General features: G+C 58.9%; 20 protein-coding genes. 15 read left to right on the plus strand and 5 right to left on the minus strand.

Translation table 11 applies throughout. The features are described 5' to 3' along the window. Positions 1-9 precede the first annotated feature (9 nt). The 6 genes from CR254_RS14205 to CR254_RS14230 are packed head-to-tail and all read left to right on the plus strand — an operon-like array spanning position 10 to position 7543. Positions 10-2622: a lipopolysaccharide core heptose(II) kinase RfaY gene (locus tag CR254_RS14205; protein WP_180956023.1), complete on the plus strand. Its 2613-nt coding sequence runs from the start codon at positions 10-12 to the stop codon at positions 2620-2622. Positions 2623-2634: 12 nt separating this feature from the next. Next, a complete protein-coding gene (locus CR254_RS14210) occupies positions 2635-3063 on the plus strand; it encodes a hypothetical protein (RefSeq protein ID WP_097931112.1) in 429 nt (142 codons plus the stop codon). A gap of 11 nt (positions 3064-3074) precedes the next feature. Further along, positions 3075-3500 (plus strand): hypothetical protein, encoded by a 426-nt coding sequence (locus tag CR254_RS14215; protein ID WP_097931113.1) that lies wholly within the window; start codon positions 3075-3077, stop codon positions 3498-3500. A gap of 37 nt (positions 3501-3537) precedes the next feature. After that, a complete protein-coding gene (locus CR254_RS14220; RefSeq protein WP_097931115.1) occupies positions 3538-5862 on the plus strand; it encodes an efflux RND transporter permease subunit in 2325 nt (774 codons plus the stop codon). A 60-nt stretch (positions 5863-5922) separates the two neighbouring features. Then, complete coding sequence (locus CR254_RS14225; protein ID WP_097931117.1) at positions 5923-6708, plus strand: outer membrane lipoprotein-sorting protein; 786 nt, start codon at positions 5923-5925, stop codon at positions 6706-6708. A gap of 25 nt (positions 6709-6733) precedes the next feature. Continuing rightward, the gene (locus CR254_RS14230; protein WP_097931119.1) at positions 6734-7543 is read left to right on the plus strand and encodes a 4'-phosphopantetheinyl transferase family protein; all 810 of its coding nucleotides are present in this window, start codon (positions 6734-6736) and stop codon (positions 7541-7543) included. Between the two features lie 3 nt (positions 7544-7546). On the opposite strand, the gene CR254_RS14235 is transcribed toward CR254_RS14230, so the two are convergent. Beyond that, positions 7547-8707 carry a hypothetical protein gene (locus CR254_RS14235; protein WP_145996752.1) on the minus strand — a complete coding sequence of 387 codons (1161 nt, stop codon included), beginning with the start codon at positions 8705-8707 and terminating at the stop codon, positions 7547-7549. 169 nt (positions 8708-8876) lie between these two features. Between CR254_RS14235 and CR254_RS14240 the strand changes: the two genes are divergently transcribed. Beyond that, entirely contained in the window at positions 8877-10055 is a 1179-nt protein-coding gene (locus CR254_RS14240; protein WP_097931123.1) for a winged helix-turn-helix domain-containing protein, read from the plus strand. A 79-nt stretch (positions 10056-10134) separates the two neighbouring features. Beyond that, entirely contained in the window at positions 10135-10740 is a 606-nt protein-coding gene (locus tag CR254_RS14245; RefSeq protein WP_097931125.1) for a glutathione S-transferase family protein, read from the plus strand. Here the strand turns inward: CR254_RS14245 and CR254_RS14250 are convergent, their stop codons facing one another. The 4 genes from CR254_RS14250 to CR254_RS14265 are packed head-to-tail and all read right to left on the minus strand — an operon-like array spanning position 10741 to position 13862. Continuing rightward, entirely contained in the window at positions 10741-11793 is a 1053-nt protein-coding gene (locus CR254_RS14250) for a permease (RefSeq protein WP_097931341.1), read from the minus strand. A gap of 52 nt (positions 11794-11845) precedes the next feature. Continuing rightward, the gene (locus CR254_RS14255) at positions 11846-12160 is read right to left on the minus strand and encodes an ArsR/SmtB family transcription factor (protein WP_097931127.1); all 315 of its coding nucleotides are present in this window, start codon (positions 12158-12160) and stop codon (positions 11846-11848) included. A gap of 44 nt (positions 12161-12204) precedes the next feature. After that, positions 12205-13221, minus strand: coding sequence for an AbrB family transcriptional regulator (locus CR254_RS14260; RefSeq protein WP_097931129.1), 1017 nt, complete (start codon positions 13219-13221; stop codon positions 12205-12207). Continuing rightward, positions 13218-13862, minus strand: coding sequence for a GntR family transcriptional regulator (locus CR254_RS14265; RefSeq protein ID WP_097931131.1), 645 nt, complete (start codon positions 13860-13862; stop codon positions 13218-13220). The genes CR254_RS14260 and CR254_RS14265 overlap by 4 nt, the downstream gene beginning before the upstream one ends. A gap of 280 nt (positions 13863-14142) precedes the next feature. Here CR254_RS14265 and CR254_RS14270 point away from each other — a divergent pair, with 280 nt between their 5' ends. The 7 genes from CR254_RS14270 to urtA all read left to right on the plus strand — a co-directional run bounded on the left by CR254_RS14270 (position 14143) and on the right by urtA (position 23185). Beyond that, entirely contained in the window at positions 14143-15216 is a 1074-nt protein-coding gene (locus CR254_RS14270; RefSeq protein ID WP_097931133.1) for a LacI family DNA-binding transcriptional regulator, read from the plus strand. 54 nt (positions 15217-15270) lie between these two features. Continuing rightward, a complete protein-coding gene (locus CR254_RS14275; protein WP_097931135.1) occupies positions 15271-16617 on the plus strand; it encodes an ABC transporter substrate-binding protein in 1347 nt (448 codons plus the stop codon). Between the two features lie 76 nt (positions 16618-16693). Then, the gene (locus tag CR254_RS14280) at positions 16694-17938 is read left to right on the plus strand and encodes a carbohydrate ABC transporter permease (RefSeq protein ID WP_097931137.1); all 1245 of its coding nucleotides are present in this window, start codon (positions 16694-16696) and stop codon (positions 17936-17938) included. Then, positions 17938-19146, plus strand: a complete 1209-nt coding sequence (locus CR254_RS14285) for a carbohydrate ABC transporter permease (RefSeq protein WP_097931139.1) — start codon at positions 17938-17940, stop codon at positions 19144-19146. Before CR254_RS14280 ends, CR254_RS14285 begins: the two co-directional genes overlap by 1 nt. Before the next feature lie 2 nt (positions 19147-19148). Then, the gene (locus CR254_RS14290; RefSeq protein ID WP_097931141.1) at positions 19149-20414 is read left to right on the plus strand and encodes an MGH1-like glycoside hydrolase domain-containing protein; all 1266 of its coding nucleotides are present in this window, start codon (positions 19149-19151) and stop codon (positions 20412-20414) included. Then, positions 20414-21466, plus strand: a complete 1053-nt coding sequence (locus tag CR254_RS14295; RefSeq protein WP_097931143.1) for an ABC transporter ATP-binding protein — start codon at positions 20414-20416, stop codon at positions 21464-21466. Before CR254_RS14290 ends, CR254_RS14295 begins: the two co-directional genes overlap by 1 nt. A 417-nt stretch (positions 21467-21883) precedes the next feature. Next, positions 21884-23185 (plus strand): urea ABC transporter substrate-binding protein, encoded by a 1302-nt coding sequence (gene urtA / locus CR254_RS14300; RefSeq protein ID WP_097931144.1) that lies wholly within the window; start codon positions 21884-21886, stop codon positions 23183-23185. Positions 23186-23218 lie beyond the last annotated feature (33 nt).

The following is a 23218-nucleotide window of genomic DNA, read 5'->3' on the forward strand; positions in this document are numbered from 1 at the left end:
AGAGCCACGATGACAAGGATGATACAGCCGCTGCGCATGATGGTCATGGGCTACTACGCCACCCGCGCCGTAAAGGCAGGTCCGGTGCGCGAGGAAGGCGCGCGTATGGGCAGCTTCCTGACCAAACTGGCGATGGCGGGCGGGCCGTTTTACATCAAACTGGGTCAAATCCTGTCCACACGGTCGGACCTGATGCCAATCGGTGCGGTCCGTGCGTTGCAATCCTTGCAGGATGATGTGCCTGCTGATGGGTTCGCCGCCACCCGCGCCACGCTGGAGGCCGCCTATGGCCAGCGGTTGGAGGATGTGTTTGCCAGTATTGAGGAGATGCCAGTTGCCTCGGCCTCCATCGCGCAGGTTCACCGTGCGCGCCTGAAAACCGGTGAGGTTGTGGCCGTAAAGGTTCGCCGCCGTCGGGTGAAAACACAGATGATGCGGTCGCTGCGGTTCGTTACCTTCGTGACCAATATGATGGACCGTCTGGTGCCCAAGATGCGCAAGATGCACGCCCGCGCCCGCATGGCCGAAATCCGGCGCTTGCTGTCGGACCAGTTGGATTTTCGCATCGAGTTGCGGAATTTGCAGGCCCTGCGCCGTAACTTCCTGAACCACGAATATATCGGCACGCCCGCGCCCTATCCCGATTTGTGCCGCGAGGACGTTCTGGTCATGGAGTTCGTCGAGGGCGTGCGCGCACTGGATTATGCCAAGATCGACGTCTCGCCCAAGCAGATGGCCGCCCGCCTGCAAAACGCGATCTACACGATGCTGTATTTTGACGGCGTGGTGCATGGCGATCCGCATCCGGGCAACATGATCTTCTCGCAGGATGGTAAGATTACCTTCATCGATTTTGGTATCGTTGCCTATCTGAGCGAAGATGAAAAGTGGGGCCTGTCGTCGTTTTATTACGCGGCAACGAACCATCAATGGGAATTGGCCGTGCGCCGTTTTACCAAATGCTTCGTTTTGTCAGATGTGCAACTGCTGGATGATGCGGGATATTGCACCGACATGGCCGCAGTTTTGCAACATCACTTTCAGGAGCAGGCTGACAACTGGAACACGATGGCGTTTTTTAATGACGTCACACAGGTGATCAATGCCTATGGCGCGACCTATACGCCGAACTTCACCAAGGCGGAGCTGGCGATGATGTCGTGTGAGGGCTTTGCCACGCAGATGGACCCGACCATCGATATCTGGGAAAATGCGCGGAACTTCTCGGATCAATACTCGCCCTTTGTCAGTGATGAAATTCGCGATTATCTGGATGCATGGTACAGTCAGAACTGCCCCAATGCGCTGGCCCTGCGGCAGCGGGCCAAGGGATCGCTGGTGGCATCAACCCATCTGGACCGGTACTTCTTTCCATCCAACTATCCGGTCTTTGTCGAGCATGGCGCGGGTGCGCGGATCATCGATGTGGATGGCAATTCGCTGATCGATCTGTCCTGCGGGTATGGCCCCAACATTCTGGGCTATGGCAACCGCGTCGCCGTTGAGGCGCAGCAAAAGACGGCGGAAACCACCAATATCAACGCGCTGGGCCATGCGCTGGAGGTTGATCTTGCCGAAACGCTGGTTGAGGCGTTTCCCGGTTCCGATCTTGCAGTCATGTCCAATTCCGGCACGGAATCGGTGATCCACGCGCTGCGCCTATGTCGCACCTATCGCCCCCGCGCCCGCTATGTTGTGAAGTGTGAGGGGCATTATCACGGCTTTTCGGATCAGGCGATGGTGTCCTCATGGTTCCGCGTTAAGGGCGAAACCGCTGATCCAGAACCCGTCGCGGGTTGTCAGGGTACGCCGCAGGACGTGGTGGATAACACCAGAGTTGTGCAGTTCAACCACCCCCGCTCGTTGGAGGTGATCCGCGAAAACGCCGCCGATATCGCCTGTGTGCTGTTGGAACCGATGCAGGCCGGATCGGGTAAGATCGAGGTCAACTACCTGAAACAACTGCGCGAATTGTGCACCGAGCTAGACATCCCGCTGGTCTTTGATGAGGTCGTAACCGGTTTCCGCGTGGCCTATGGCGGGGTGCAGACCCTTGCCGGTGTGGTGCCTGACGTGACCTGCTTGGGCAAGATTATGGGCGGCGGCTTGCCCGCCGGTGCCATCGTGGGCAAGTCGCACATTCTGGAGCTGGGCCGCACCACCGGCGATCCGTTCCGCGATTACGAGGAGCGCGCGTTTCTGGGCGGCACGATGAGCGGCAATTACCAAAGCTGCGCCGCCGGTCTGGCCGTTCTGCGCCATCTAAAGGCGAATCCGGCGATCTATCAGGGGCTGACGGACAAGACGGCCTATCTGCGCGACCGGCTAACGGCGGCGGCGGCGGTGCGGGGGCTGAACATGAACCTCAAGGCGGGATATTCCATGTTCTCAGTCTCGTTCACCCATAAAATGCCCAAGCATTTCCGTGAGGCCCTGCAAGGCGCCAATTTCAAGGCGACGCTGGCGCTGGCCTATCTGATGCGCAGCCGTGGCGTGTATATGCCAGAGCTGCATGGCTTCCTGATTTCCGACGCACATAGCATGGACGATCTGGCGCATGTCGCCGATGCGTTCGAGAGCTGCCTGGACCAGATGGACGGTCTTGGCATGTTCGTGCGCTGACGGGGGCAGATCATGTCATCTGAAACGGTCACAGCCCCGCATAGGAAAAAGCGTGCGGCGCGGGTGCGTCCCTCGTCCCTGGCGATTGTCGAACATGGCTTTCGCGGCGCGTTGGAGGAGCAATACGGCAACATCGTTTGGTTGTCGGAATGCATGAAATCCATGGGGGCCAACCACAACCTGTTGCTGTGCGGACCCGCCGTGGCCTGCGCGCTGGACGGGCAGGGGCGGCAGGACCTGCAGGTCGGGCCGTTGCAGATCACAACCGTCGGACATTTTCCCGACGCCATTGGCGGCCTGTTGGCCAAGGGCGCACAAATCTGGGTGTTGCAGGGCGATCTAGACCGCTTTGCCCCCACGGCGCGGCTGCTGTCGGGGGTTAAGACGGCCCCCGGCATGGCCGCGCTGATCGCACAACATGACAAAGCTTGGTTCTGGTGAAGGAAACTCAAATGACCTCGACCCTCTGGACGATTTGCGCGGCGATCAATGTCGGTATCGCTGTGCTGCACATCATCATCATTCTGATCGGTGAACGGGCCTACCGCTATTTCGGAGCGGGGGAATGGATGGCCACACAGGATGGTGCGGGATCGTGGATTCCCGCCTTGGTCACGTCGGCGGTGACGGCGGTGTTCTTCGTTTTTGCTGCATATAACTTGGCCGGCGCAGGGCGGTTGGTCCTGCCGTTAACGATGTGGGCGCTACTGGGCATTACAGCCATCTATCTGCTGCGCGGATCGGTGGTGTTTGCGGTGCCGTTCATGTCCACGCAGGTCAGCGCGTTCGACCTGTATTCCTCGTTCGCATCGTTGGCGATTGGCGTTGTGCACGCGGCAGCATTCTACACGACCTATATCGCCGGTCGCACGGCCTGAAGCGTTCCCAAACCCGACCCTTTCAAGGAGTATTGCCATGACATCGCGCCTCGCACGTTTTTATGACCGGCTGCTATCCTATCGGATCGTCGTCCTGATCGCGACCGTGCTGGTCACGGTGCTGATCGGGTCGGGGATGGGCAAACTAGCCTTTTCCAACGATTACCGCGACTTCTTCCCTGCGGATGACGAAAACCTGTTGGCGTTTGAGCAGGTTCAGGACACCTTTGTGCGCACTAACAATGTGTTCGTTGCTGTGCGTGCGAATGACGGGAACATCTTTACGCCGGACGGCCTGACACGGCTGGCGGGTCTGACCAACGCGTTGTGGTCATTGCCCCATGTGGAGCGGGTGGAATCCCTCGCCAATCACCAATTCATCAATGCGGGTCAGGATACGATCGCCGTCACGGATATGGTGACACTGGAAAACGCGATGACCGCACAGCAGGCGGCCCAGTTTCGCCAGATGTCACTGGCCGAGGTGTCGGTGAATGGCTTGCTTGCCTCGGACAATGCGGCGATGGCTGGGATTAACATCCTGATCAGCGATGCGGGCGTGACCGAACTGGGCAAGGCGGAGTTCATGGCCGCGCTAACCCGGCTATTGGCGGAAATCGCGGGCGATGACTTTACCACGCATATGACCGGATCCATCGTGATCGATCACGGGTTTGACGTTGCCGCGCAGGGCGATCTGGAGGTTCTATATGCCGGAATGTACCTGCTGGTTCTGATCCTGGCGGGGGTGCTGACCCGTTCGGTCGCTGCGACGTTCGGCGTGCTGTTGCTGATGACGTGCAGTTGGATGATTGCGCTGGGTGGAGCGGCCTATCTGGGGGTGAAGCTGACGGCAATTTCCGTCGCTGCGCCAACCGTGCTGATGACGCTATCGGTGGCGCAGGCCATGCATATCGTGTTCGGTGTGCAAAAGGCGGGGCGCCAATTCACCGACCGTCGCGCGGCCGTTGCGTCGTCGATGGTGCGCAATACGGTGCCCCTATGCTTGGTCGCGGCCTCCACTGGTATCGGGTTCTTGGCGATTATGTGGAGCGAAGTGCCCCCATTGCGCGATTTGGGCATGATCCTGACATTCGGCCTGATCGCGCTGCTGGTTCTGTCGCTGACATTCCTGCCTGCGTTCCTGTCATTCTTCTCTCTAGGATCGGCGCGGCATATGCGGCGGGTTGATCGCCAGATGATCGGGCTGGGCCGGTTTGTGGCGGGGCGTACCACCGCGCTGGCCGTTGGTTTCGGGGCGCTGTCGCTATGTGCGCTGGCGGCGTTGCCGTTGAACCGGATCAACGACAATTTCATCGAGTATTTCAGCGCGGGTCATATCATTCGGACCGATGCGATGGCGATCAATGCCGATCTGACCGGTGTGCACCACGCCTATATCCGCGCTGACGCGATCTCCGGTTCGGTCTTTGATCCGGGTTTTCTGGCGGAGTTGGACGAGTTCGGAGCTTGGCTGGAAACACAGCCCAATGTGCGGCACGTCACGACCTATGCCGATACGCTAAAGCGGCTGAATATGGCGCTGAACGCTGATGATGCAGCCGCATATGCGCTGCCCGATACGCGGACACAAGCGGTGGAACTGAACCTGCTGCACGAGCTGTCGCTGCCCTTTGGTCAAAGCACGGAAAGCATGCTGAGCTTTGACCGTGATGCGGCCAAGGTGACGATTGTGTTGGATAATCTGGACAGCTCGGACCTGCTGATACTGGAGGATGCCATTCAGGGCTGGATCGACACGAATGCCAGCACCGTCGCCTATGGTCGGCCCACCGGCCCGATGTCGATGTTTGCGCATATCGGGCAAAGCAATGCGCGCGCTCTGTTGTGGAGCACACTTCTGGCTTTTGCCGCCGTGTCGGTACTGCTGATGATTGCGCTGCGCAGTGTGAAGCTGGGCTTGATTTCGCTGATCCCCAACACGTTGCCCGCTCTGCTGGCCTTTGGCATCTGGGGCATGATGGACGGGCAGGTCGGGTTGGCGGTGTCGATTGTGACGGTCATGACCTTTGGCATCGTGGTGGACGATACCGTGTTCCTGATGACGCGGTTCCGCGAACATATGCGACCCGGCGATTTTCGCGGCACGCTGATCCGCACGCTGCGCGATACGGGGCGGCCGGTCATCAACACCACGATCATTCTGGTGGCTGGGTTTTCGTTACTGGCGTTCTCTAGCTTCCGCTTGAACGAGGGGTTGGGGATTTTGACCGCGCTGGTCATGGCGCTGGCACTGGCATGTGATCTGCTGCTGCTGCCCGCAGTTCTGCGCCGCGCGTTGTTCGGGGCGGATACCCGACCCGCGCCACGTGCACCCGCCGTTCCTCACGCCGCTGAATGACACTGACAGGGTCGGGGCATCCGCGCCGACCCGTGACCTGCAACGGAAAGGACCTGAACGATGACCTATAACAGACGGACCATGCTGGGCCTGATGGGCGGAACAACCCTGACCGCAATGCTGCCAACAATGGCGTGCGCGCAGGAACGGGGGCTGGACCTGTCCCAGCAACGCTATGACCGTGACCGTGGCTGGCGTGACAGCGTGTCGGTCGCCACGATGACCCTGATGGTTCCGGGACGCGGCGAAAGCGTGCGCCAGATGAGTATCAGCGCGTTAGAGACAGATGGCGACGGCGATATGTCCCTGACCGAATTCGATCTGCCCCGCGATCTGGATGGCACCAAGTTCCTATCGCATTCCTTTGCCGTGCAGCCTGATGACCAGTGGCTATACCTGCCCTCCAGCGGTCAGGTCCGGCGGATTTCATCGCGCAACAAGTCCGGCGCGTTTCTGGGCAGTGAATTCACCTATGAGGATTTGACCAGCTTTAAGGTCGGGAAATACACCTATGAATATGCGCGTGAGGAAGCCTTTGCCGATCAGCCCTGCCATGTAATCCGGCAGGTGCCTGTATACGATCATACGGGCTATAGCGCGGTGAATGTCTGGCTGGATACGGAGCATTTGCGCCCGCTCAAGGCGGAGTTCACGAACCGCGCCGGTGTGCACTTCAAGACGCTGACCTTCACCGATTACACCCTGTATCAGGGGCAATTCTGGCGGGCGCATACTGCGGCAATGGCCAACCTGACCAATGGGCGCGAAACGACGATGCGCTTTGACCAGATCGCGTTCGGCGTTGGTTTGGACCCGTCGCAGTTCAGTCCGACCCGACTGGGCTGACGCATCTTAGGCAGGAGAGTGCATCATGGATGACTGGACACGATTTACAGCGCAGCCCCTGAGCGGGGGCGGTGTTCATGTCTGGCTATCCTCGCTGGATGCTTGCGTGCCATGCCCCGACAGCCTGTCCCTGCTGTCGGGTGAGGAGAGGACGCGACTGGCCGGAATGGGCAACGCCCTGCAACGCCAACGCTTTAGCGCGGGTCGCGTGTTGATGCGCCGGATCATCGGGCAATATGTCGATCAGGCCGCGCAGGATTTGCAGTTTGTTCGTGGCGATAACGGCAAGGTTGAGCTGGCCACTGCCGACGGGCGGGCGCCGCTGCATCTCAGCCTGTCGCATTGCGACGGGCATATCGGGCTGGCGCTGTGTCGTGATGCGATTGTGGGGCTTGATCTGGAAACCACTGTGCGTCGGTGCAATCGCGACATGGTGGCCGACCGCTTTTTTACTGCCTATGAGCGCGCAACCCTGTGCGGTGCGCAGCCCCATGAGCAGGCACGGCATTTCTTTCTAAGCTGGACGCTGAAGGAGGCGTATATCAAGGCAACGGGCGAGGGGTTTCGCACCCATCTGGATCAAATCGGATTTTCAGTGAATCGCACCGGCTGCATCCGGTTTGACGCGCTGCCCGGTGGGGATTGTGATCAACGCCGCTGGTCCTTTGCCCATCTGGAACTGCCCGACGCGATGTTCATGGCCCTGTGCAGTCCGATGGGTGCGATCCGCAAATCAGCGGTTAGGGTCCACCAAATGGGTCCGGATGGGGGGGCGCATCTATTGCACGCTCTGCGTTATTGCCAGACCCAACCCTTTATGGCGCCAGTGGCCTGACGGTCAGAACCGATAGGTCATCGCGGCGCGTATATATCCCGCATCGTCCAGCGGGCTTAGCGTGTCGGTGTCATCGACGTTAAAGAATGTCACTGCTTCCAGCTCCACCGTCATGGCGTCGTTTATGCGTCGTTCATACCCCAATGTCACAAAGCTCGTCCCGTTGCCGGCATCCATCGTGGCCAGTAACGTCAGTTCGGGCGAGGCGATGGTGTTCCATGTCAGTTTCGCGCCAAGGCTGAAATCGTCCTGCAATAACTGCACGCTGTCATCGCGTGAATTACCGGTATAGGCGGCCAGCAGCGCCAGATCGGTTTGCCCGTCCAGCAGGCCGTAAATCTCGTGCTCCACCTCGACAGTATAGCCCAGCTCTGCCCGTATGGTGCCATCAAACCCGACACGATCCGAGTTATGCAGCACCTCAGCCCGCAGGAACGTAGAGCCGAGCGAGATTTGTCCGTAGGCCCCGATTTGGGTGGTAATAGGGTAAAGCAGTTCCGGCCCGCCTGCGCCCGCGATCACCGAAGGGCTACGGTCCAGCCCGTGAAACACGAAGCCGCCAAAGTCGTAATCCCCCATATTGTGCGCATAGCGTAGGGCAAATCCGGGCTCCCATTCCTCCTGCGAGGTTTCATAGGTCACAGGCAGTGCGTCGAGGCCAAACACGCCGGCATAGGGACGCTCTGGCGTGTAGGGCAGGTAATATGCCGCAACCCAGCCCCAGTCGGACAGATGCGAGACCCGCAGCGTCGGTTGGCCCAATCGGGTGTCGCCTGCCAGATTTCGGTCCAGATCAACTTGGTTCAGGATGTCCGTTAGCTCCGCCGCCTCGGTCACGCCCCAGCTTTCAATATCCGTCCCAACCATCAGGTCATAGCCGCCGGTCGTGTAGTCCAGCGTCGCCTCTGGCACGTACAGGTCGCCGCCCCCCCCGCCGATGCGAGCCAGTGCCTGCACATGCAATGATGCCTCAAGACCGTTCGCAAACCGATGCTCGGCGTTCAGGCCAAAGCTCAAACGGGGCTGAAATTCCGATTTCTGGTTGGTATCGCTGCCGTCAAATGTTCCGAAAACCTCGGTGCCCAGCGAATATGTGATGTCCTGTGCGAACAGGGCCGTGGGCGCAGTTGCGCAGGCCACGATAAGAATTCGAGCAATGGACATAATCGCCTCGCGCACCTGATACAGATGCGCCCAACCCTACGGACCCTGCGTGATGCGGCTACTACCTGCATTGGGGGGGATGTTGGTTTTGAAGTCAAAACAGCATGACGCGGCTAGACTTGGCGGGATAGATGCCGTTCACTATGTGTTCGCAACTGGGTAGGGACGCATGCAGGCTCTTCGTATTCATAACAAGCAAGCACGCCAGCTATGGTTGAACGCGCAGGGATTGGCGGCATCGCCAACCGGACCGGTTGATGTACTGGGCACCATTCGTGATTTGGGGTTTGTGCAACTGGATTCCATTCAGATTGTCGCCCGCGCGCATCACCATATCCTGTGGAGCCGTAACCAGAATTACCGCGAGCCGATGCTGGATCGCGTGTTGGCGACGGATCGAGCTGTTTTCGAGCACTTCACTCATGATGCATCCGTCATTCCCATGGACTACTTGCCAATGTGGCAGCGGCAGTTTCAGCGTAAAAAGGATATGCTGGACCGCGCTGGCTGGTTTCGCGGCTTACCCGATGCGGCAGCGCGTCAGGTGATAAAGGATCGCATCCGGCGTGAGGGCGCGCTGTCCACACACGCCTTCGATACAAAAATTGCGGGGCCTAAACAGATGTGGTCGCGTCCGCCGCATAAGCTGGCGCTGGATTACATGTGGTACACGGGCGAGCTGGCAACCAGCCACCGGCAAAACTTCAAGAAGTATTATGATCTGGCCGACCGGATTTTCCCAACAGCACCGCTGGATGCGCCAACTGATCAGCAGCAGGTCGATTGGCTGTGCAATGGGGCGTTGCACCGAATGGGTTTTGGCAGTGCCGGGGATGTAAAGCGATACTGGGATGCCGTCAGTCGTGAGGATGTGCAGGGCTGGCTGGATCGCATGCATGCCACGCTGCGCCCCGTGCAGGTGCAGACCGCGCAGGGCGATTGGGTCAGCGCCCTTGCCTCTGAAAATATCGAGGATCGCTTGGCAGAGATGCAGCCCGTCACCTCACGCCTGCGTATCCTCAACCCGTTTGATCCGGTCATTCGGGATCGCAACCGGCTAAGCCGCCTGTTCGGGTTCGAGTATCGGGTTGAGATGTTCGTGCCTGCCGCCAAACGTATCTGGGGCTACTATGTGTTTCCCATTCTGGAGGGGCAACGCTTTGTCGGTCGGATCGAGGTGAAGGCGGATCGTAAGAAATCTACGCTGACCGTTCTGAATTTCTGGCCCGAGCAGGGCGTGCGCTGGCCTGATAGCAAGCATCAGAAATTGCGGGCGGAACTGGACCGGATGCGCCGCTTCGTCGGGGTTGATGCTGTAATTTGGGACGCTGAAATCGCGCAAACGTGAAGTTGCGCGAAAACATCTGGGCAAACGGCGCGCGCATTGCGATGAGTATGGGCATGTAATTTGCCCCTTGGAGTTTCCAATGAAGTTTTTCCACTCTCCCCGTTCCTGCTCGCTAGGCATCCACATCATACTGGAGGAGCTGGGCATTGAGTACGATCTGAACATCGTAAATGTCCGGGAGGGTGAGCAGCGCCGCCCCGAATATCTGGCGATCAACCCGCTGGGTAAGGTGCCTACGATCGTGCGTGATGATGAGGGTGTGCTGACCGAATTTCAGACCATCGCTTTCTGGCTGAGCCGCACATATCCCGACGCAAAGCTGATGCCCGAGGATGTTTCCGGTCAGGCGCGGGTTCTGGAATTACTCGACTATATCGTCGCCAGCCTGCACATGCGCGGCGCGACGCTGGTGATCCGCCCCAGCCTGTTTGCCGAAACACCCGAGGGTCAGGCCGAGGTTCAGACCGCAGGGCGTGCCGCCTTGGTCAAGGGTTTGGCGGAGCTGGACGGACGCTTGGGCGATAACGAATACCTGCTGGGCGATACCTTTACCGCGGCGGATGCAGCAGCGTTCTATCTGCTGAGCTGGATGCCCGGTCTGGAGATTGATCGCGGTGCAAACCTGAACGCATATTTCGACCGGATGCTTGCGCGTCCGGCCGTGCAACGTGCTGTCGCTGTGTGATCACAAGGTCGTCCACAGTTGAAAGACGACCCCGGCGGTGAATGACCCGGCCAGTGCGATTCCGATATACAGGAAAAACACTGGCCGTTTCACCAAGGCCCAAACAGCAATCGCGGCGGGCAGGGATGTCACGCCCCCAGCCACAAGGAAGGCGAGGCCCGCGCCCGGTGCCATTCCCTGTCCAATCAGTCCACCAACCAGTGGCAGTGCGGCATAGCCGTTCAGATAGGCGGGCACCCCGACCACAGTCGCAATTCCGATGGGGGCAATACCTGTACCGCCTAACGAGCGTGCGACCAGATCGGCGGGCAACCATGCCAGCATCAGGCTTTCCAACAGAAATGCTACGGTTAGCCATTTGGCCAGGAACAGCGTGGTTTTGAGCGCCTCACGCAGGAACTTCTGAACCCGTGTTTCATCGTGCCAGAATGCCCAGACAACAGGCTTGGGCGAGCGGGCAGATGCACCACCACAGCCGCCATTGCCGACGCCATCGCGCAGCGGGTCGGACAGCGCACCGGCGCGTGACATGGTGTGCACCACAACCCCGCCGAGGACACCCAGACTGACCGCTGCCACCGTCTTGGCTATCGCGAACTCTACCCCCAAAACGCCAGTGGTTAGTACAAACATTGACGGGTCCATGACCGGAGAGGCCAGCCAGAACGCCATCACCGCCGATAGCGGAACGCCCATGGCCAGCAATGCCGCAATCAACGGAATGACTCCGCACGAGCAAAAGGGCGAGAGCCCGCCAGCAATCGCCGCGATTACGATCATCACCGCAGGCGATCCGGTAAAGGCCCGCGCAATCAACCCATCCGCCCCCGTCGCCCCTGCATAGGCCGCAATCCCGATGGATAGCAGCAGGAATGGCGCAACATCGCGTAGGTTGATTGCTGTGAATTGGGCGCTGCTGACCCCTTGGGCCGGCTCGAAGATGAGCAGGGCGGCTAGAAGAACGGCGGCGAACAGCCAGACCTTTTCCTTTGCCCAGATTGTGCGGATGATATCCGACAGGGATGTACGTTGGGGATGCGGGATGTCACTCATTTCGATATCCTTAGATATATAGTTATATTTGATGTGAGAAAACAGCGCCTCGTCACGCTGCATCCTCCTGTGTCAGAGTCACGCCAACGCAGCATTCTGCGGTCAGGAAGGACACAACCTGTCGCATGGCGTCGTAATCCACACTGTTCACGATCTGCCGACCGTGCCGTTCCTGTAGGACCAGTCCGGCATCGACTAATGCGCGCAGGTGATGGGCGAGTGTTGAGGGGGCCATATCCAGATGATGACCGATTTCCCCAACATTCAGGCCATCCTGACCGGCACGAACCAACAGGCGAAAGATCGCGAGGCGGGTGTCATGGCCAAGGGCGGCAAGCGATAAGGCAGCGGTTGAATGTGTTGTCATAGGAATCAATATAACTAGTTTATTCGTTTAGTCAACGGGCAGCGCTATCGCCCGAAAATCCGTCCGAAAAGCGGCGCACCGATAATGACAATCAGGATGCGCAAAACATGGTGTGCAATGACAAAGGCCATATCGGCCCCCACGATCAACGCCAAAATCGCCATCTCTGCCTGTCCACCGGGCGCAAAGGCCAGCAGGGTTTCCAGCGGTGGGGCGAGGTTGAAGAAGTAGATTCCTTCGGCAAAGATGACTGTCAGCACCAGCAGGATCACGCAGAAACCCAATGCGGCGGTCAGGTCGATGCGGATCTCCCTCAGGGTGATGCCTGCATATTTTACGCCCACCGTCATGCCGATGAAAAATTGCGCGGCATAGATCGCCTCCACCGGCGGGCGATGTTGCAACAGGCCGCTCAGCGCGCAGATCGCGGCGAGGATCATCGGGCCGAGGATCGAGGCTCCGAACAGGCCAACCCGCTCCGCTACCTTCCATCCGACCAGCCCGCAGATCACCATCAGCCCCAGTTGCGACAGCGCGATAGAGGAGGCAGGCGCACCGGGCGGGACGCTTAGATCAACATCCCAATAGGCACGCAGGATAAAGGGCAGGGTGGCCACGATGAACAGAACACGGGTTGCATGGACCAGTGACATGGCGCGCACGTCACCGCCTGCTTCCTCGCCAAAGATCAGCATATCTTGCAGGCCACCGGGCATGGCAGAGTAGTAAGCCGTTGGGAAATCGAAGCCCCACAATCGCTGGAAATAGGGAACCCCGATCGCACCGATCAGCGCGGTCATGACAGGGATCAAAAGCAGCGTCGGCCACATGCCGGCCATGGATGCCAGCAGCGCCGTCGTGAAAGTTGCCCCCACCGCAACGCCCAAAATGCCCCGCATCGCTGTGGTCAGCGTGCCGATTGTTTTCAACTTCGCGCCTAGTAATGCCGCCACGAGGCAGGCCAAAATCGGGCCGAGCAGCCATGGCAGCGGTAAATCAAGCGCGATAAACGTGGCAACGCCAGCGCCAGCGATGGTGAAAGTTGCGAGGATGCGGATCATGTGCGCATCGCCATTAACCGGTGCCTCAGGGATGTTTGCAGGTGCTCCTGCGCAGCCGCCCCTGCACGTTGGGCATCGCCCTGCCGGATTGCGTCGATAATCTGTGCATGTTGGGCGCAAACCACCGCGAGCCTTTCATCATCGCCCAATGTTGTCGGGCCGAGCAGCAGCATTGCATTGGTCAAAGTGCGCGTTGACCCCAGCAGAAAACGGTTGCGGGTCGCCAGATATAGACACCTGTGGAATTGCTGGTTGATCGTCGCGGCACGATGCGGGTCCAGTGCTGCGGCCTCAATCGCAGTGTTGAGCGCGGCCATCTCATCCGTTTCAGCCTCAAGCGCATGTTTTGCGGCCATCTCGGCAGCGGTGCGTTCCAGGACAGCGCGCATCTCGTATAGCTCCACGACCTCGGTATGGCTGAGCTGCCGGATGACGGCGCCGATGCGGGGGCGGTGCTCGATAATACCGTCCGCCTCAAGCCGTCGCAGGGCTTCTCGGATGGGGGTGCGTGATATGCTCAACCGGTCGGCGATATCGGTTTCGCGCAGACGTTCGCCGGGGTGAAAGTCACCACGGGAAATGGCGTCGTAAAGCTGGGAGTAGGCCAGCTCACCCTGTGACATATCTGTGGTCTCGGGCATGGTCAATCCTTGTATCCAGTTGGATACACGCTTGCTATACCCATTGCTGATCGGAGTCAAAGCTGGGTCGGGTCAGCGTTTCGTGCATATTTCAAAGCGCTATGAGGCTGCTTGGGCTCCGCCACGCTACTTACTGAAAAGATTGGATTATCTAGGATTTGGCAACCTCAAGCGCATGAGTGGTCAGGTGCTATGTGATTTTGGCCTCGTGCAATTCTTGCGAGATATTGCTTGCCGAAACCGGTTTCGTTGTTGAGCTTGAGTCGCAGGAGGATACCAGTTGGCGGTTGAGCGACATCATGATGACCTGCGATCACAGCGTCTGCGTGTGACCATTTCGGATGTTTCCGACGCCTTGGGCGTGACCAAATCGACTGTATCGCGGGCACTGAACGGCTATTCCGATATCTCCGAGGCGACCCGCCTGCGGGTGCGGCGGATGGCGGATAAGATGGGTTATCGCCCGTTGAGCCACGCACAGGCAATTCGTACCGGTCGGACCAAATCGCTGGGCTTGGTGATCCAGCTTTCCGATCACGATGCGCAACGCCCATTTCTAGCAGAGTTCCTGGCCGGTCTGTCACAGGGCGCCAGTCAGGAGGGGTGGACCCTGACCATCGCTGCAAGTGACAGTCAGGACGCCGCGCTTGAAACGTTCCGCTCCATGATTTCGGATCGCAAGGCGGACGGCTTTATCCTGCCTCGCACGCTGAGCAAGGATCCTAGGGTTGAGCTGCTGCGCGCTGCCGATGTGCCCTTTGTTCTGTTTGGCCGCGCGGATGATCCGACGGGGTGCGCGTGGTTCGATGTGTTGGGCGAGGATGCGATGCATGACGCCGTGCGCCATCTGGCTGCGCTGGGACATCGGCGTATCGGGTTTATCAATGGCGGTATGCAATACACCTATGCCCCGTTGCGGCGCGATGGTTTCCTGAGCGCTATGGCGCAGGAGGGGCTGCCGATTGATCCCGCGCATATGTGCGAGGACGCCGTGACCATCGGACAGGGTGAGGTTGCCGCGTTGGAAATCCTGTCCAGTGAAACGCCACCGACCGCGATTATTTGTGCCGTCGATATGTCCGCGCTGGGCGTTTACCGCGCGGCGGCGGGGCAGGGGCTGTCCATCGGGCGGGACCTGTCGGTTATCGCCTATGACGGCACGCCGGATGGCTCGTATTTGACGCCGCCACTGTCAACATTTTCGGTCGATTTTACACAGGCGGGTAAACGGCTTAGCGCGCTGCTGATCCGCCGCATCATGGGTGAGCCGGTCGAGAACCTGCGTGAAACCGTCCATGCGCAATTTCTGGATCGCGGGTCTGCGGGCCCGCCACCACAGCATTCGCACGACTGAACAAAGATATCAGCGTGCAAATTAGACCAACAATTTCAACGGGAGGACTACCAAATGAAACATAAGACCCTAATGATGTCAGGGGCGGCCACTGCGCTGATCCTATCATGTGCGGCTGCAAGTGCTGAGGAACTGCGGTTCTGGACAACTGAGGAACAGCCAGAGCGTTTGGCCCGTCAGGAACAGATGGCCGCCGATTTCGCCGCTGCATCCGGCCACACGGTTGAGGTGATCCCCGTGACTGAGTCCGATTTGGGCACACGCGCCACTGCGGCCTATGCTGCGGGCGATCTGCCTGACGTGATCTACCACACGCTGCAATACGCCCTGCCATGGGCCGATGCCGGCATTCTGGATACAGATGCCGCGACCGACATTATCGAGGCGCTGGGCGCTGATACCTTCGCATCCGGTGCGCTGGGCATGGCGGCGACGGCTGATGGCTTTGCCTCGGTTCCGGCGGATGGCTGGACGCAGATGGTCGTGTACCGCGCTGATCTGTTCGAGGCGAACGGGCTAGAGGCACCAACCACCTATGCCAACGTTCTGGCCGCTGTTGATGCCCTGCACAACCCGCCAGAGATGTACGGATTTGTTGCTGCGACCAAGATTGACGAGGGGTTCATGAGCCAGGTTCTGGAGCACGTGTTCCTCGCCAATGGCGTGTCGCCTGTTGGGCCGGATGGCGTTCAGCCGCTGGATGAAACAGCGACGATCGAGGTTCTGGAATTCTACAAGGCCATCGCTGAGGCATCCCCTCCCGGTGATCTTTACTGGGATCAGTCGCGCTCGCTGTACTTCTCGGGCAATGCGGCGATGATCATCTGGTCGCCATTCATCCTTGATGAACTGGCCGGTCTACGCGACAGCGCTCCACCCACGATCAACGACGATCCTACCTCCTCCGATCTGGCGGCGGCGACGGGTATTGTGACCAACTTTGCAGGTCCATCGAACCCTGATGGCGCTGCATGGGGTGATATCCGTTACTTCGGCGTAACCTCCGATGCATCCACCGATGCGGCGATGGAGTTCGTGGAATATTCGCTGGGTGAGGGCTACGGCTCCACTCTGGCCATCGCGCCTGAGGGCAAGTTCCCGGTACGTCGTGGTACAGCGGACAACCCGACCGAGTTCACGGACCTGTGGGCTACACTGGACGTTGGCGTAGATCGCCGCGCGCCGTTGGGTGATCTGTATGCCCAAGAGATGATCGACGAAATCGTCGGTGGTCTGGATGTGGCACAGCGTTGGGGTGTTGAGGATGGGCAGCTTGCTGCGGCATCCAAGATCATCAACTCGCAGGTCATCAACCGCTTGGTCCGCGAATATATTGATGGTGAGCGTGACGCAGCCGCAACTGTTGTTGCGCTGAACGAGGCTATCGCCTCCGTCGAGTAAGCCTAAACCGGAAACGGGGCCGCCTATGCCGGCCCCGTTTTCCCCTGCGTGATCCTGATCGGAGCACTTTGCCCAAATGACTGACCTAGCCCCCCCAAAGGGCACAGGTCCCCTGGCCCGACGTGAAGCGCGTCTGGCATGGGGATTGCTGTTGCCCACAATTACCGCAGTTGCGCTTGTCGTGGTGCTGCCCCTGCTGGCCATTTTCTGGATCAGTGTGAAGCCGGTTGGCCTCGCCGATCTGCGCGCGCCCGAGGTGGTGTTGCGTGAGGACCTGCGCGGCGGCCCAGAACAGGCCGGTGATGAGGCGACGATCCGCTACCGCCTGCGCAATTCGTCACAGGACACGGTTATTACGGACGTTAGCTTCACCGATGTGGTGCCGGATGGACTGATCATCACGGAGCTGGACCCACGCTGTACCTTGGACGGTTCGGCGCTGAGCTGTGAGATGGGCGATTGGCAGGGTGGCTACCGCGAAAACCTGATGATCCCCGTGATTGTCGAACAGGCGTTTCTGGATGCGGGCGGTAGGCCACAGGACAGTACGGCACTGACACAGGGTTCTGCGTCCAGCGTGCTGACCGATGGAACCTTCACCCTAGACAACTTCACCCGCATCTTTAGCGGCGACGAGTTTTGGGGCGTGCTGGGCGTCACGGTTTTCTACACGGTGTTCGGCACTGTAGGGGCGCTGCTATTTGGCCTGTTTGCTGCATTGCTGTTGAACAAGTCGTTCAAGGGGCAGGGGATTATGCGGGGGCTGTATCTGTTCCCCTATGTCTCACCTGTGATTGCGGTCGCTTTTGCGTGGATATTGCTGTTCGATCCGTTTTCCGGTTCGGCCAATGCGTTGCTGCTGCAAATGGGCGTGACGCAGACCAGCATCAACTTCTTTGGTGAGAAGCCATTGGCGCTGATCATGGTGACTTTGTTCGAGATCTGGCGCTATTTCCCGCTGAGCTTCCTGTTCATTTTGGCGCGAATGCAGAGCATCGACACCGATATGTTTGAGGCGGCGGATATGGACGGGGCCTCGCCGTTTCAGAAGTTCTGGTATCTCAGCGTACCGCAATTGCTGGGTATTCTTAGCGTGCTATTCCTGCTGCGGTTCATTTGGACGTTCAACAAGTTCGACGACATCTTCCTGCTGACCGGCGGTAATGCGGGCACGCGGACGCTGACGGTGAATGTGTATGAGCAAGCCTTTGCCATCTCGAACATCGGCGCAGGCGCTGCTGTGGCTGTGGTGATCTTTGGATGTCTTCTGGCGTTCTCGCTGCTGTTTTTACGCTTCATTTCGCAAGAGGAGGGGCTGTGATGAACATGCTGCGACGTGGATATATCACTGCACCATTGCTGGGTGTGTTGTGGGTGTTTGTGATTGCAACGACGGTTGCTATCGCGATGTCGTTCGCAACGGGGTCGGCATTTCGCCCCTCGCTGCTGGGATCGCTGATCTGGGGCGTTGTCATCGGGTTGAGCTGCCTGCGTGGCGCGGTCTGGCGGCCAGTTGTGGCGGGTGTGGTGACGGTTGTTGCCAGCCTGATCGGCTTTGGTCCCTTGGTCACGGGCGAGGGCGTTTCGATGTTCTCGGCCCTATTGGGCGCGGTCGCGGCGGCTGGCTTTGCGGCATATGGCCTATGGTTGATGCTGGATGAGGTTCAGCCGGGCGATAATAACCGGCACTTGTTCGAGGCGGCGGTGATCCGGTTCATGACCGGTTTCGGCTATATCTTCTTTACCGCGATCGTGATCATCCCGTTCTATGTGATGGTCCTGACCAGCTTGAAAAACCAGTCGGAGCTGATCCAGAACCCACTGGATTTCTCCATCGATCTTAGCAAGGGGATGGAGCTGTTCCGGTCCTATGATGAGCTGTTCACGCAGTTCAATTTCGGCACCTATCTGTTCAACTCCTTTGTGATCTCAGTGCTGACGGTGTTCATCACGCTGCTATTTGCGGTGCCCGGTGCCTATGCCGTGGCGCGGTTGCGGTTTCGGGGGCGGGCGGCGTTTTCACGCTCGATCCTGATGATCTACATGGTGCCGATGATCGTTCTGGCGCTGCCTATCTACATCGCATTTTCGATGACGGGGCTGCGCAACTCGCTGGGCGGGATCATCATGATTTATCCGGTCACAACGATCCCCGTCGCGCTGTACATGCTGCAAGGGTATTTCCGCGGACTACCGGCGGAGATTGAGGAAGCAGGTCTGATGGACGGGCTAAGCCGCCTCGCCGTGATCTGGAAAATCACCTTGCCGCTCAGCCTGCCGGCGATGGCTAGTGTGTCGCTATATGTCTTCATGATCGCGTGGAACGAATTCCTGCTGGCCTTCATGCTGCTGGACGATCCATCGAAATTTACGCTGACGCGAGGGATCGCGTCGCTCAACTCCTCTGAAATTCCGCGACAGCACCTGATGGCGGGCTCGGTCATTGCGACTGTGCCGATCATGGCGCTGTTTTTGGGATTGGAACGTTTTATGACGAAAGGGCTGACCGCAGGGTCGGTTAAGGGCTGAATATGTCTTCTTTAGACGATCAGGCACGCGCAATTATCCGTGGTAACGATCGGGGCGGCTACACGTTGCCGACCCGCGGGCTGTATCCATACCAGTGGAACTGGGATTCCGCCTTTGCTGCGTGGGGGTTTGCGACCTTTGACAATCCACGCGCATGGGATGAGCTGGATACGCTGATGGCCAGCCAGTGGGATACTGGCATGGTGCCTCACATCATTTTCCACACGCCCGATCCGGGCTATTTCCCCGGACCGGAGATTTGGCGCACGGGGCAAACGCCCCCGACATCTGGCATCACCCAGCCGCCCGTTGCGGCAACCATGGCCCGTTTGGTGTGGGAGATGGACCCGGAGGCAGGCCACGACCGTATGGCAGCTTTGTATCCCAAACTGCTGGCTTGGCACCGTTGGTGGCATGAGGTGCGCTGCACCCACGGTCCCGCTGCGATCACCCATCCGTGGGAGTCGGGCCGTGACAATTGCCCCGATTGGGATATCGGCATGGCGGGCGTGAACGGCGCCGATGCCGGGCCTTATGAGCGCCGCGATACCGGTCATGTTGATCCGGAGATGCGTCCGACCAAGGAAGATTACGACCGTTATATCACCATGGTGAATTTCGGGCGGAATGCAGGCTGGGATCAGGCACAAGTCGTTGCGGACGGTCCGTTCCTGATGGCCGATCCGGGGATCACCTTTATGCTGCTGCGCGCGGATGAGGATCTGGCCGTGATGGGCCGCGCCCTTGGCCATGATGTGACTGAGTTGGAGGGCTGGGCCAAGGCGCTGCGCGATGCACTGCCCCTGATCTGGAACGAGGAGCTGGGCGCCTATGATGCCCGCGATCTGCGCACCGGACAGTTTGCGAATGTTCTGGGATCAGGCGCGTTCCTCGCCTATCTGGCCGATGCTGGAAATCCGACGCTGGACGCGCAGTTAATGCGGGTTTGGGACAGCGTCAGCTATGGCATTCCGTCGGCTGATCCAGAGGCAGCTATCTTTAACCCACGCAAATACTGGCGTGGCCCGACATGGCCGGTGCTGAACGCATTGCTTGCCGTTGGATTGCGCGATTCCGGTCGCACCGATCTGGCAGAGCGGCTGCGTGCAGAGACGGAGAGCCTGATCCGGCAGCATGGCTTCTACGAATATTTCGATCCGAATGACGCGACGCCCTGCGGCGGCGCTGACTTCACATGGACGGCTGCAATCTGGCTAACATGGGCAGGGCAAGGCGCCGAAGCTGATGCCGTAAGGGGGGCTGCGTAATGTCATCAATCGAGCTGAAATCCGTTGAGAAGTGGTTCGGCAACGCTCAGGTCATCAAGGGCGTTGATCTGAGCATCGACGAGGGTGAGTTCATCATCTTCGTCGGGCCGTCGGGTTGCGGTAAATCCACCTTGCTGCGCATGATTGCAGGGTTGGAGGAAACCAGTCGCGGTCAGATCATGATTGCAGGGCGTGATGCCACGGCGGAGCCGCCTTCGAAACGCGGTCTGGCCATGGTGTTCCAGTCCTACGCGCTGTACCCGCATATGTCGGTGCGTGACAATATGGGCTTCTCGCTAAAGGCGGCAGGCGTGCCCAAGGCGGAGCTGGACCGGCAGGTCAACGACGCGGCGCGTGTGTTGAAGCTGGAGCCGTTTCTGGATCGCCGTCCCAAGGATCTGTCGGGCGGACAGCGTCAGCGTGTGGCTATCGGGCGGTCCATCGTGCGCGAACCAACGGCGTTCCTGTTCGATGAACCACTCTCGAACCTAGATGCCTCGCTGCGGGTTGAGATGCGGTACGAGATTGCAAAGCTGCACCAGTCGCTGAAATCCACGATGATCTATGTGACCCACGATCAGGTTGAGGCGATGACACTCGCCGACCGTATCGTGGTTCTGGATGGGGGCCATATCGCGCAGGTCGGTTCCCCCCGTGAGTTGTATGAGCGGCCCGCGAACCTGTTTGTGGCGCAGTTCATCGGCAGCCCCCGCATGAATGTGATGCCGTGCACGGCCGAGGGTGCGCAATTCGTTCTGCCTGGGCAGGGCGGTGGTGCCTACGGGCGCTCACGGTCCGCAACCTCACTGGGTATCCGGCCTGAACATATCGACATGACCACTGCGGGCGACGGCCATTTGGACGGAGTTGTGGATGTGTTGGAGTATCTGGGCTCCGATACTTTTGTAATTGTTGAATGTGGCGATGCTGGAAAGGTGACTGTGCGTATTAATGGTGACACCGATTTGCGTCCGGGTCAGGCATGTGCACTGCAATTCCGTGCGGATCACCTACATTTCTTTGATGATCAAGGGCAAGCCGTTCTTAACTGAGCGATTCTGTACGACCATAGAAACGGCACCGTATTTATGCGGTGCCGTTTTTTGTTTCAGCATCATTTTGCATTAAGGCAGCGCAAGCATCGCTATTCAGCAATCATTTGAACGAAGTTTTTGACTAGAATTCGCACAACGCACGAATTGCTCGCCTAAAAATTCATCACATGTCGATTTATGACAATTGTGTGAGCAAAAATCCTTGCCGCATCTCAGGAACAGCCCCCTGATAGTTCACGCAAGAGCAGGCCCACCTGTGATTGCAAGGGATGTGTGATGACGAGACGCTTGGAACCGAGCTCGCCATCACACGGGTGCAACGTGACGTTGCCTGCCATAGGTAGGACTTGTTGTTTGCTACGGCAATATGCGGGTCTGGTCGGGTAGGCGCGCGTCCTATCGTGAGACAAACACATGATGAAATTCTCCTCCGCCGCCAAGGCTGCCCTGTGCGCCACCACGCTCAGCATTGCGGCGCCGGCATTCGCACAGGACGCACCGTCCGGTGAGCCGATCAAGGTCGGTATTCTTCACTCGCTGTCGGGAACGATGGCTATTTCCGAAACCACGTTGAAGGACGTAATGCTGATGCTGATTGAGCGTCAGAACGCCGCCGGTGGCGTTTTGGGCCGTCCGCTCGAAGCTGTTGTCGTTGATCCCGCATCCGACTGGCCTCTCTTTGCCGAGCGTGCGCGTGAATTGCTGGAAGTTGAGGAAGTCTCCGCCGTATTCGGCAACTGGACATCCGTTAGTCGTAAATCGGTACTGCCAGTATTCGAGGAGCTGAACGGCATCCTGTTCTACCCGGTTCAGTACGAGGGCGAAGAGTCCCAGCGTAACGTATTCTACACCGGTGCTGCGCCAAACCAGCAGGCAATCCCCGCTGTTGATTACCTGATCGCCGAGGAAGGCATCGAGCGTTGGGTTCTGGCCGGAACCGATTACGTTTATCCGCGCACAACCAACCGTATTCTGGAGGCGTACCTGCTGTCGCTGGGCGTCGCGCAGGAAGATATTATGGTCAACTACACGCCATTCGGTCACTCCGACTGGCAGACCATCGTTAGCGACATTGCGGCCTTCGGTTCCGAGGGTATGAAAACTGCGGTGGTGTCCACCATCAATGGCGACGCGAACGTTCCATTCTACCGTGAGCTGGGCAACCAGGGTATCTCGGCCGAGGATATTCCCGTCGTCGCATTCTCGGTTGGTGAGGAAGAGTTGGCCGGTCTGGATACAGCCCCGCTGGTCGGTCACCTTGCAGCATGGAACTACTTCATGTCTGTCGATACCGATGCCAACTACGACTTCATCGATGACTGGATTGAGTTCATCGGCGACGAAGATCGCGTAACCAATGACCCGATGGAGGCACACTATATCGGCTTTAACATGTGGGTTCAGGCGGTTGAGGCTGCTGGCACCACCGATGTCGATACCGTCATTGACTCGCTGATCGGTCAAACCGTTCCAAACCTGTCCGGTGGCTATTCCGCGATGATGCCGAACCACCACATCACCAAGCCTGTTCTGGTGGGTGAGATTCAGGATGACGGTCAGTTCTCCATCGTTTGGGAAACATCCGGTCTGGTCGCTGGCGATGCATGGTCCGACTACCTGCCTGATAGTGCGAACCTGATCTCCGACTGGCGCGCGCCAATGTCCTGCGGCAACTTCAATGTTGAGACAGGCACATGCGGCGGTGCGGCTGAGTAAGCCAGCGCAGAATTCGGGGGCGCGCCATTTGCG

The organism is Pontivivens marinum (assembly GCF_900231835.1).
In the GTDB taxonomy this organism is placed as follows: domain Bacteria; phylum Pseudomonadota; class Alphaproteobacteria; order Rhodobacterales; family Rhodobacteraceae; genus Pontivivens; species Pontivivens marinum.

What these genes read in the sequence shown, in the direction of transcription:
- CR254_RS14205 (WP_180956023.1), top strand. Translation starts at nt 10, where the DNA reads ATGACAAGGATGATACAGCCGCTGCGCATGATGGTCATGGGCTACTAC.
- CR254_RS14210 (WP_097931112.1), top strand. Translation starts at nt 2,635, where the DNA reads ATGTCATCTGAAACGGTCACAGCCCCGCATAGGAAAAAGCGTGCGGCG.
- CR254_RS14215 (WP_097931113.1), top strand. Translation starts at nt 3,075, where the DNA reads ATGACCTCGACCCTCTGGACGATTTGCGCGGCGATCAATGTCGGTATC.
- CR254_RS14220 (WP_097931115.1), top strand. Translation starts at nt 3,538, where the DNA reads ATGACATCGCGCCTCGCACGTTTTTATGACCGGCTGCTATCCTATCGG.
- CR254_RS14225 (WP_097931117.1), top strand. Translation starts at nt 5,923, where the DNA reads ATGACCTATAACAGACGGACCATGCTGGGCCTGATGGGCGGAACAACC.
- CR254_RS14230 (WP_097931119.1), top strand. Translation starts at nt 6,734, where the DNA reads ATGGATGACTGGACACGATTTACAGCGCAGCCCCTGAGCGGGGGCGGT.
- CR254_RS14235 (WP_145996752.1), bottom strand. Translation starts at nt 8,707, where the DNA reads ATGTCCATTGCTCGAATTCTTATCGTGGCCTGCGCAACTGCGCCCACG.
- CR254_RS14240 (WP_097931123.1), top strand. Translation starts at nt 8,877, where the DNA reads ATGCAGGCTCTTCGTATTCATAACAAGCAAGCACGCCAGCTATGGTTG.
- CR254_RS14245 (WP_097931125.1), top strand. Translation starts at nt 10,135, where the DNA reads ATGAAGTTTTTCCACTCTCCCCGTTCCTGCTCGCTAGGCATCCACATC.
- CR254_RS14250 (WP_097931341.1), bottom strand. Translation starts at nt 11,793, where the DNA reads ATGAGTGACATCCCGCATCCCCAACGTACATCCCTGTCGGATATCATC.
- CR254_RS14255 (WP_097931127.1), bottom strand. Translation starts at nt 12,160, where the DNA reads ATGACAACACATTCAACCGCTGCCTTATCGCTTGCCGCCCTTGGCCAT.
- CR254_RS14260 (WP_097931129.1), bottom strand. Translation starts at nt 13,221, where the DNA reads ATGATCCGCATCCTCGCAACTTTCACCATCGCTGGCGCTGGCGTTGCC.
- CR254_RS14265 (WP_097931131.1), bottom strand. Translation starts at nt 13,862, where the DNA reads ATGCCCGAGACCACAGATATGTCACAGGGTGAGCTGGCCTACTCCCAG.
- CR254_RS14275 (WP_097931135.1), top strand. Translation starts at nt 15,271, where the DNA reads ATGAAACATAAGACCCTAATGATGTCAGGGGCGGCCACTGCGCTGATC.
- CR254_RS14280 (WP_097931137.1), top strand. Translation starts at nt 16,694, where the DNA reads ATGACTGACCTAGCCCCCCCAAAGGGCACAGGTCCCCTGGCCCGACGT.
- CR254_RS14285 (WP_097931139.1), top strand. Translation starts at nt 17,938, where the DNA reads ATGAACATGCTGCGACGTGGATATATCACTGCACCATTGCTGGGTGTG.
- CR254_RS14290 (WP_097931141.1), top strand. Translation starts at nt 19,149, where the DNA reads ATGTCTTCTTTAGACGATCAGGCACGCGCAATTATCCGTGGTAACGAT.
- CR254_RS14295 (WP_097931143.1), top strand. Translation starts at nt 20,414, where the DNA reads ATGTCATCAATCGAGCTGAAATCCGTTGAGAAGTGGTTCGGCAACGCT.
- urtA (WP_097931144.1), top strand. Translation starts at nt 21,884, where the DNA reads ATGATGAAATTCTCCTCCGCCGCCAAGGCTGCCCTGTGCGCCACCACG.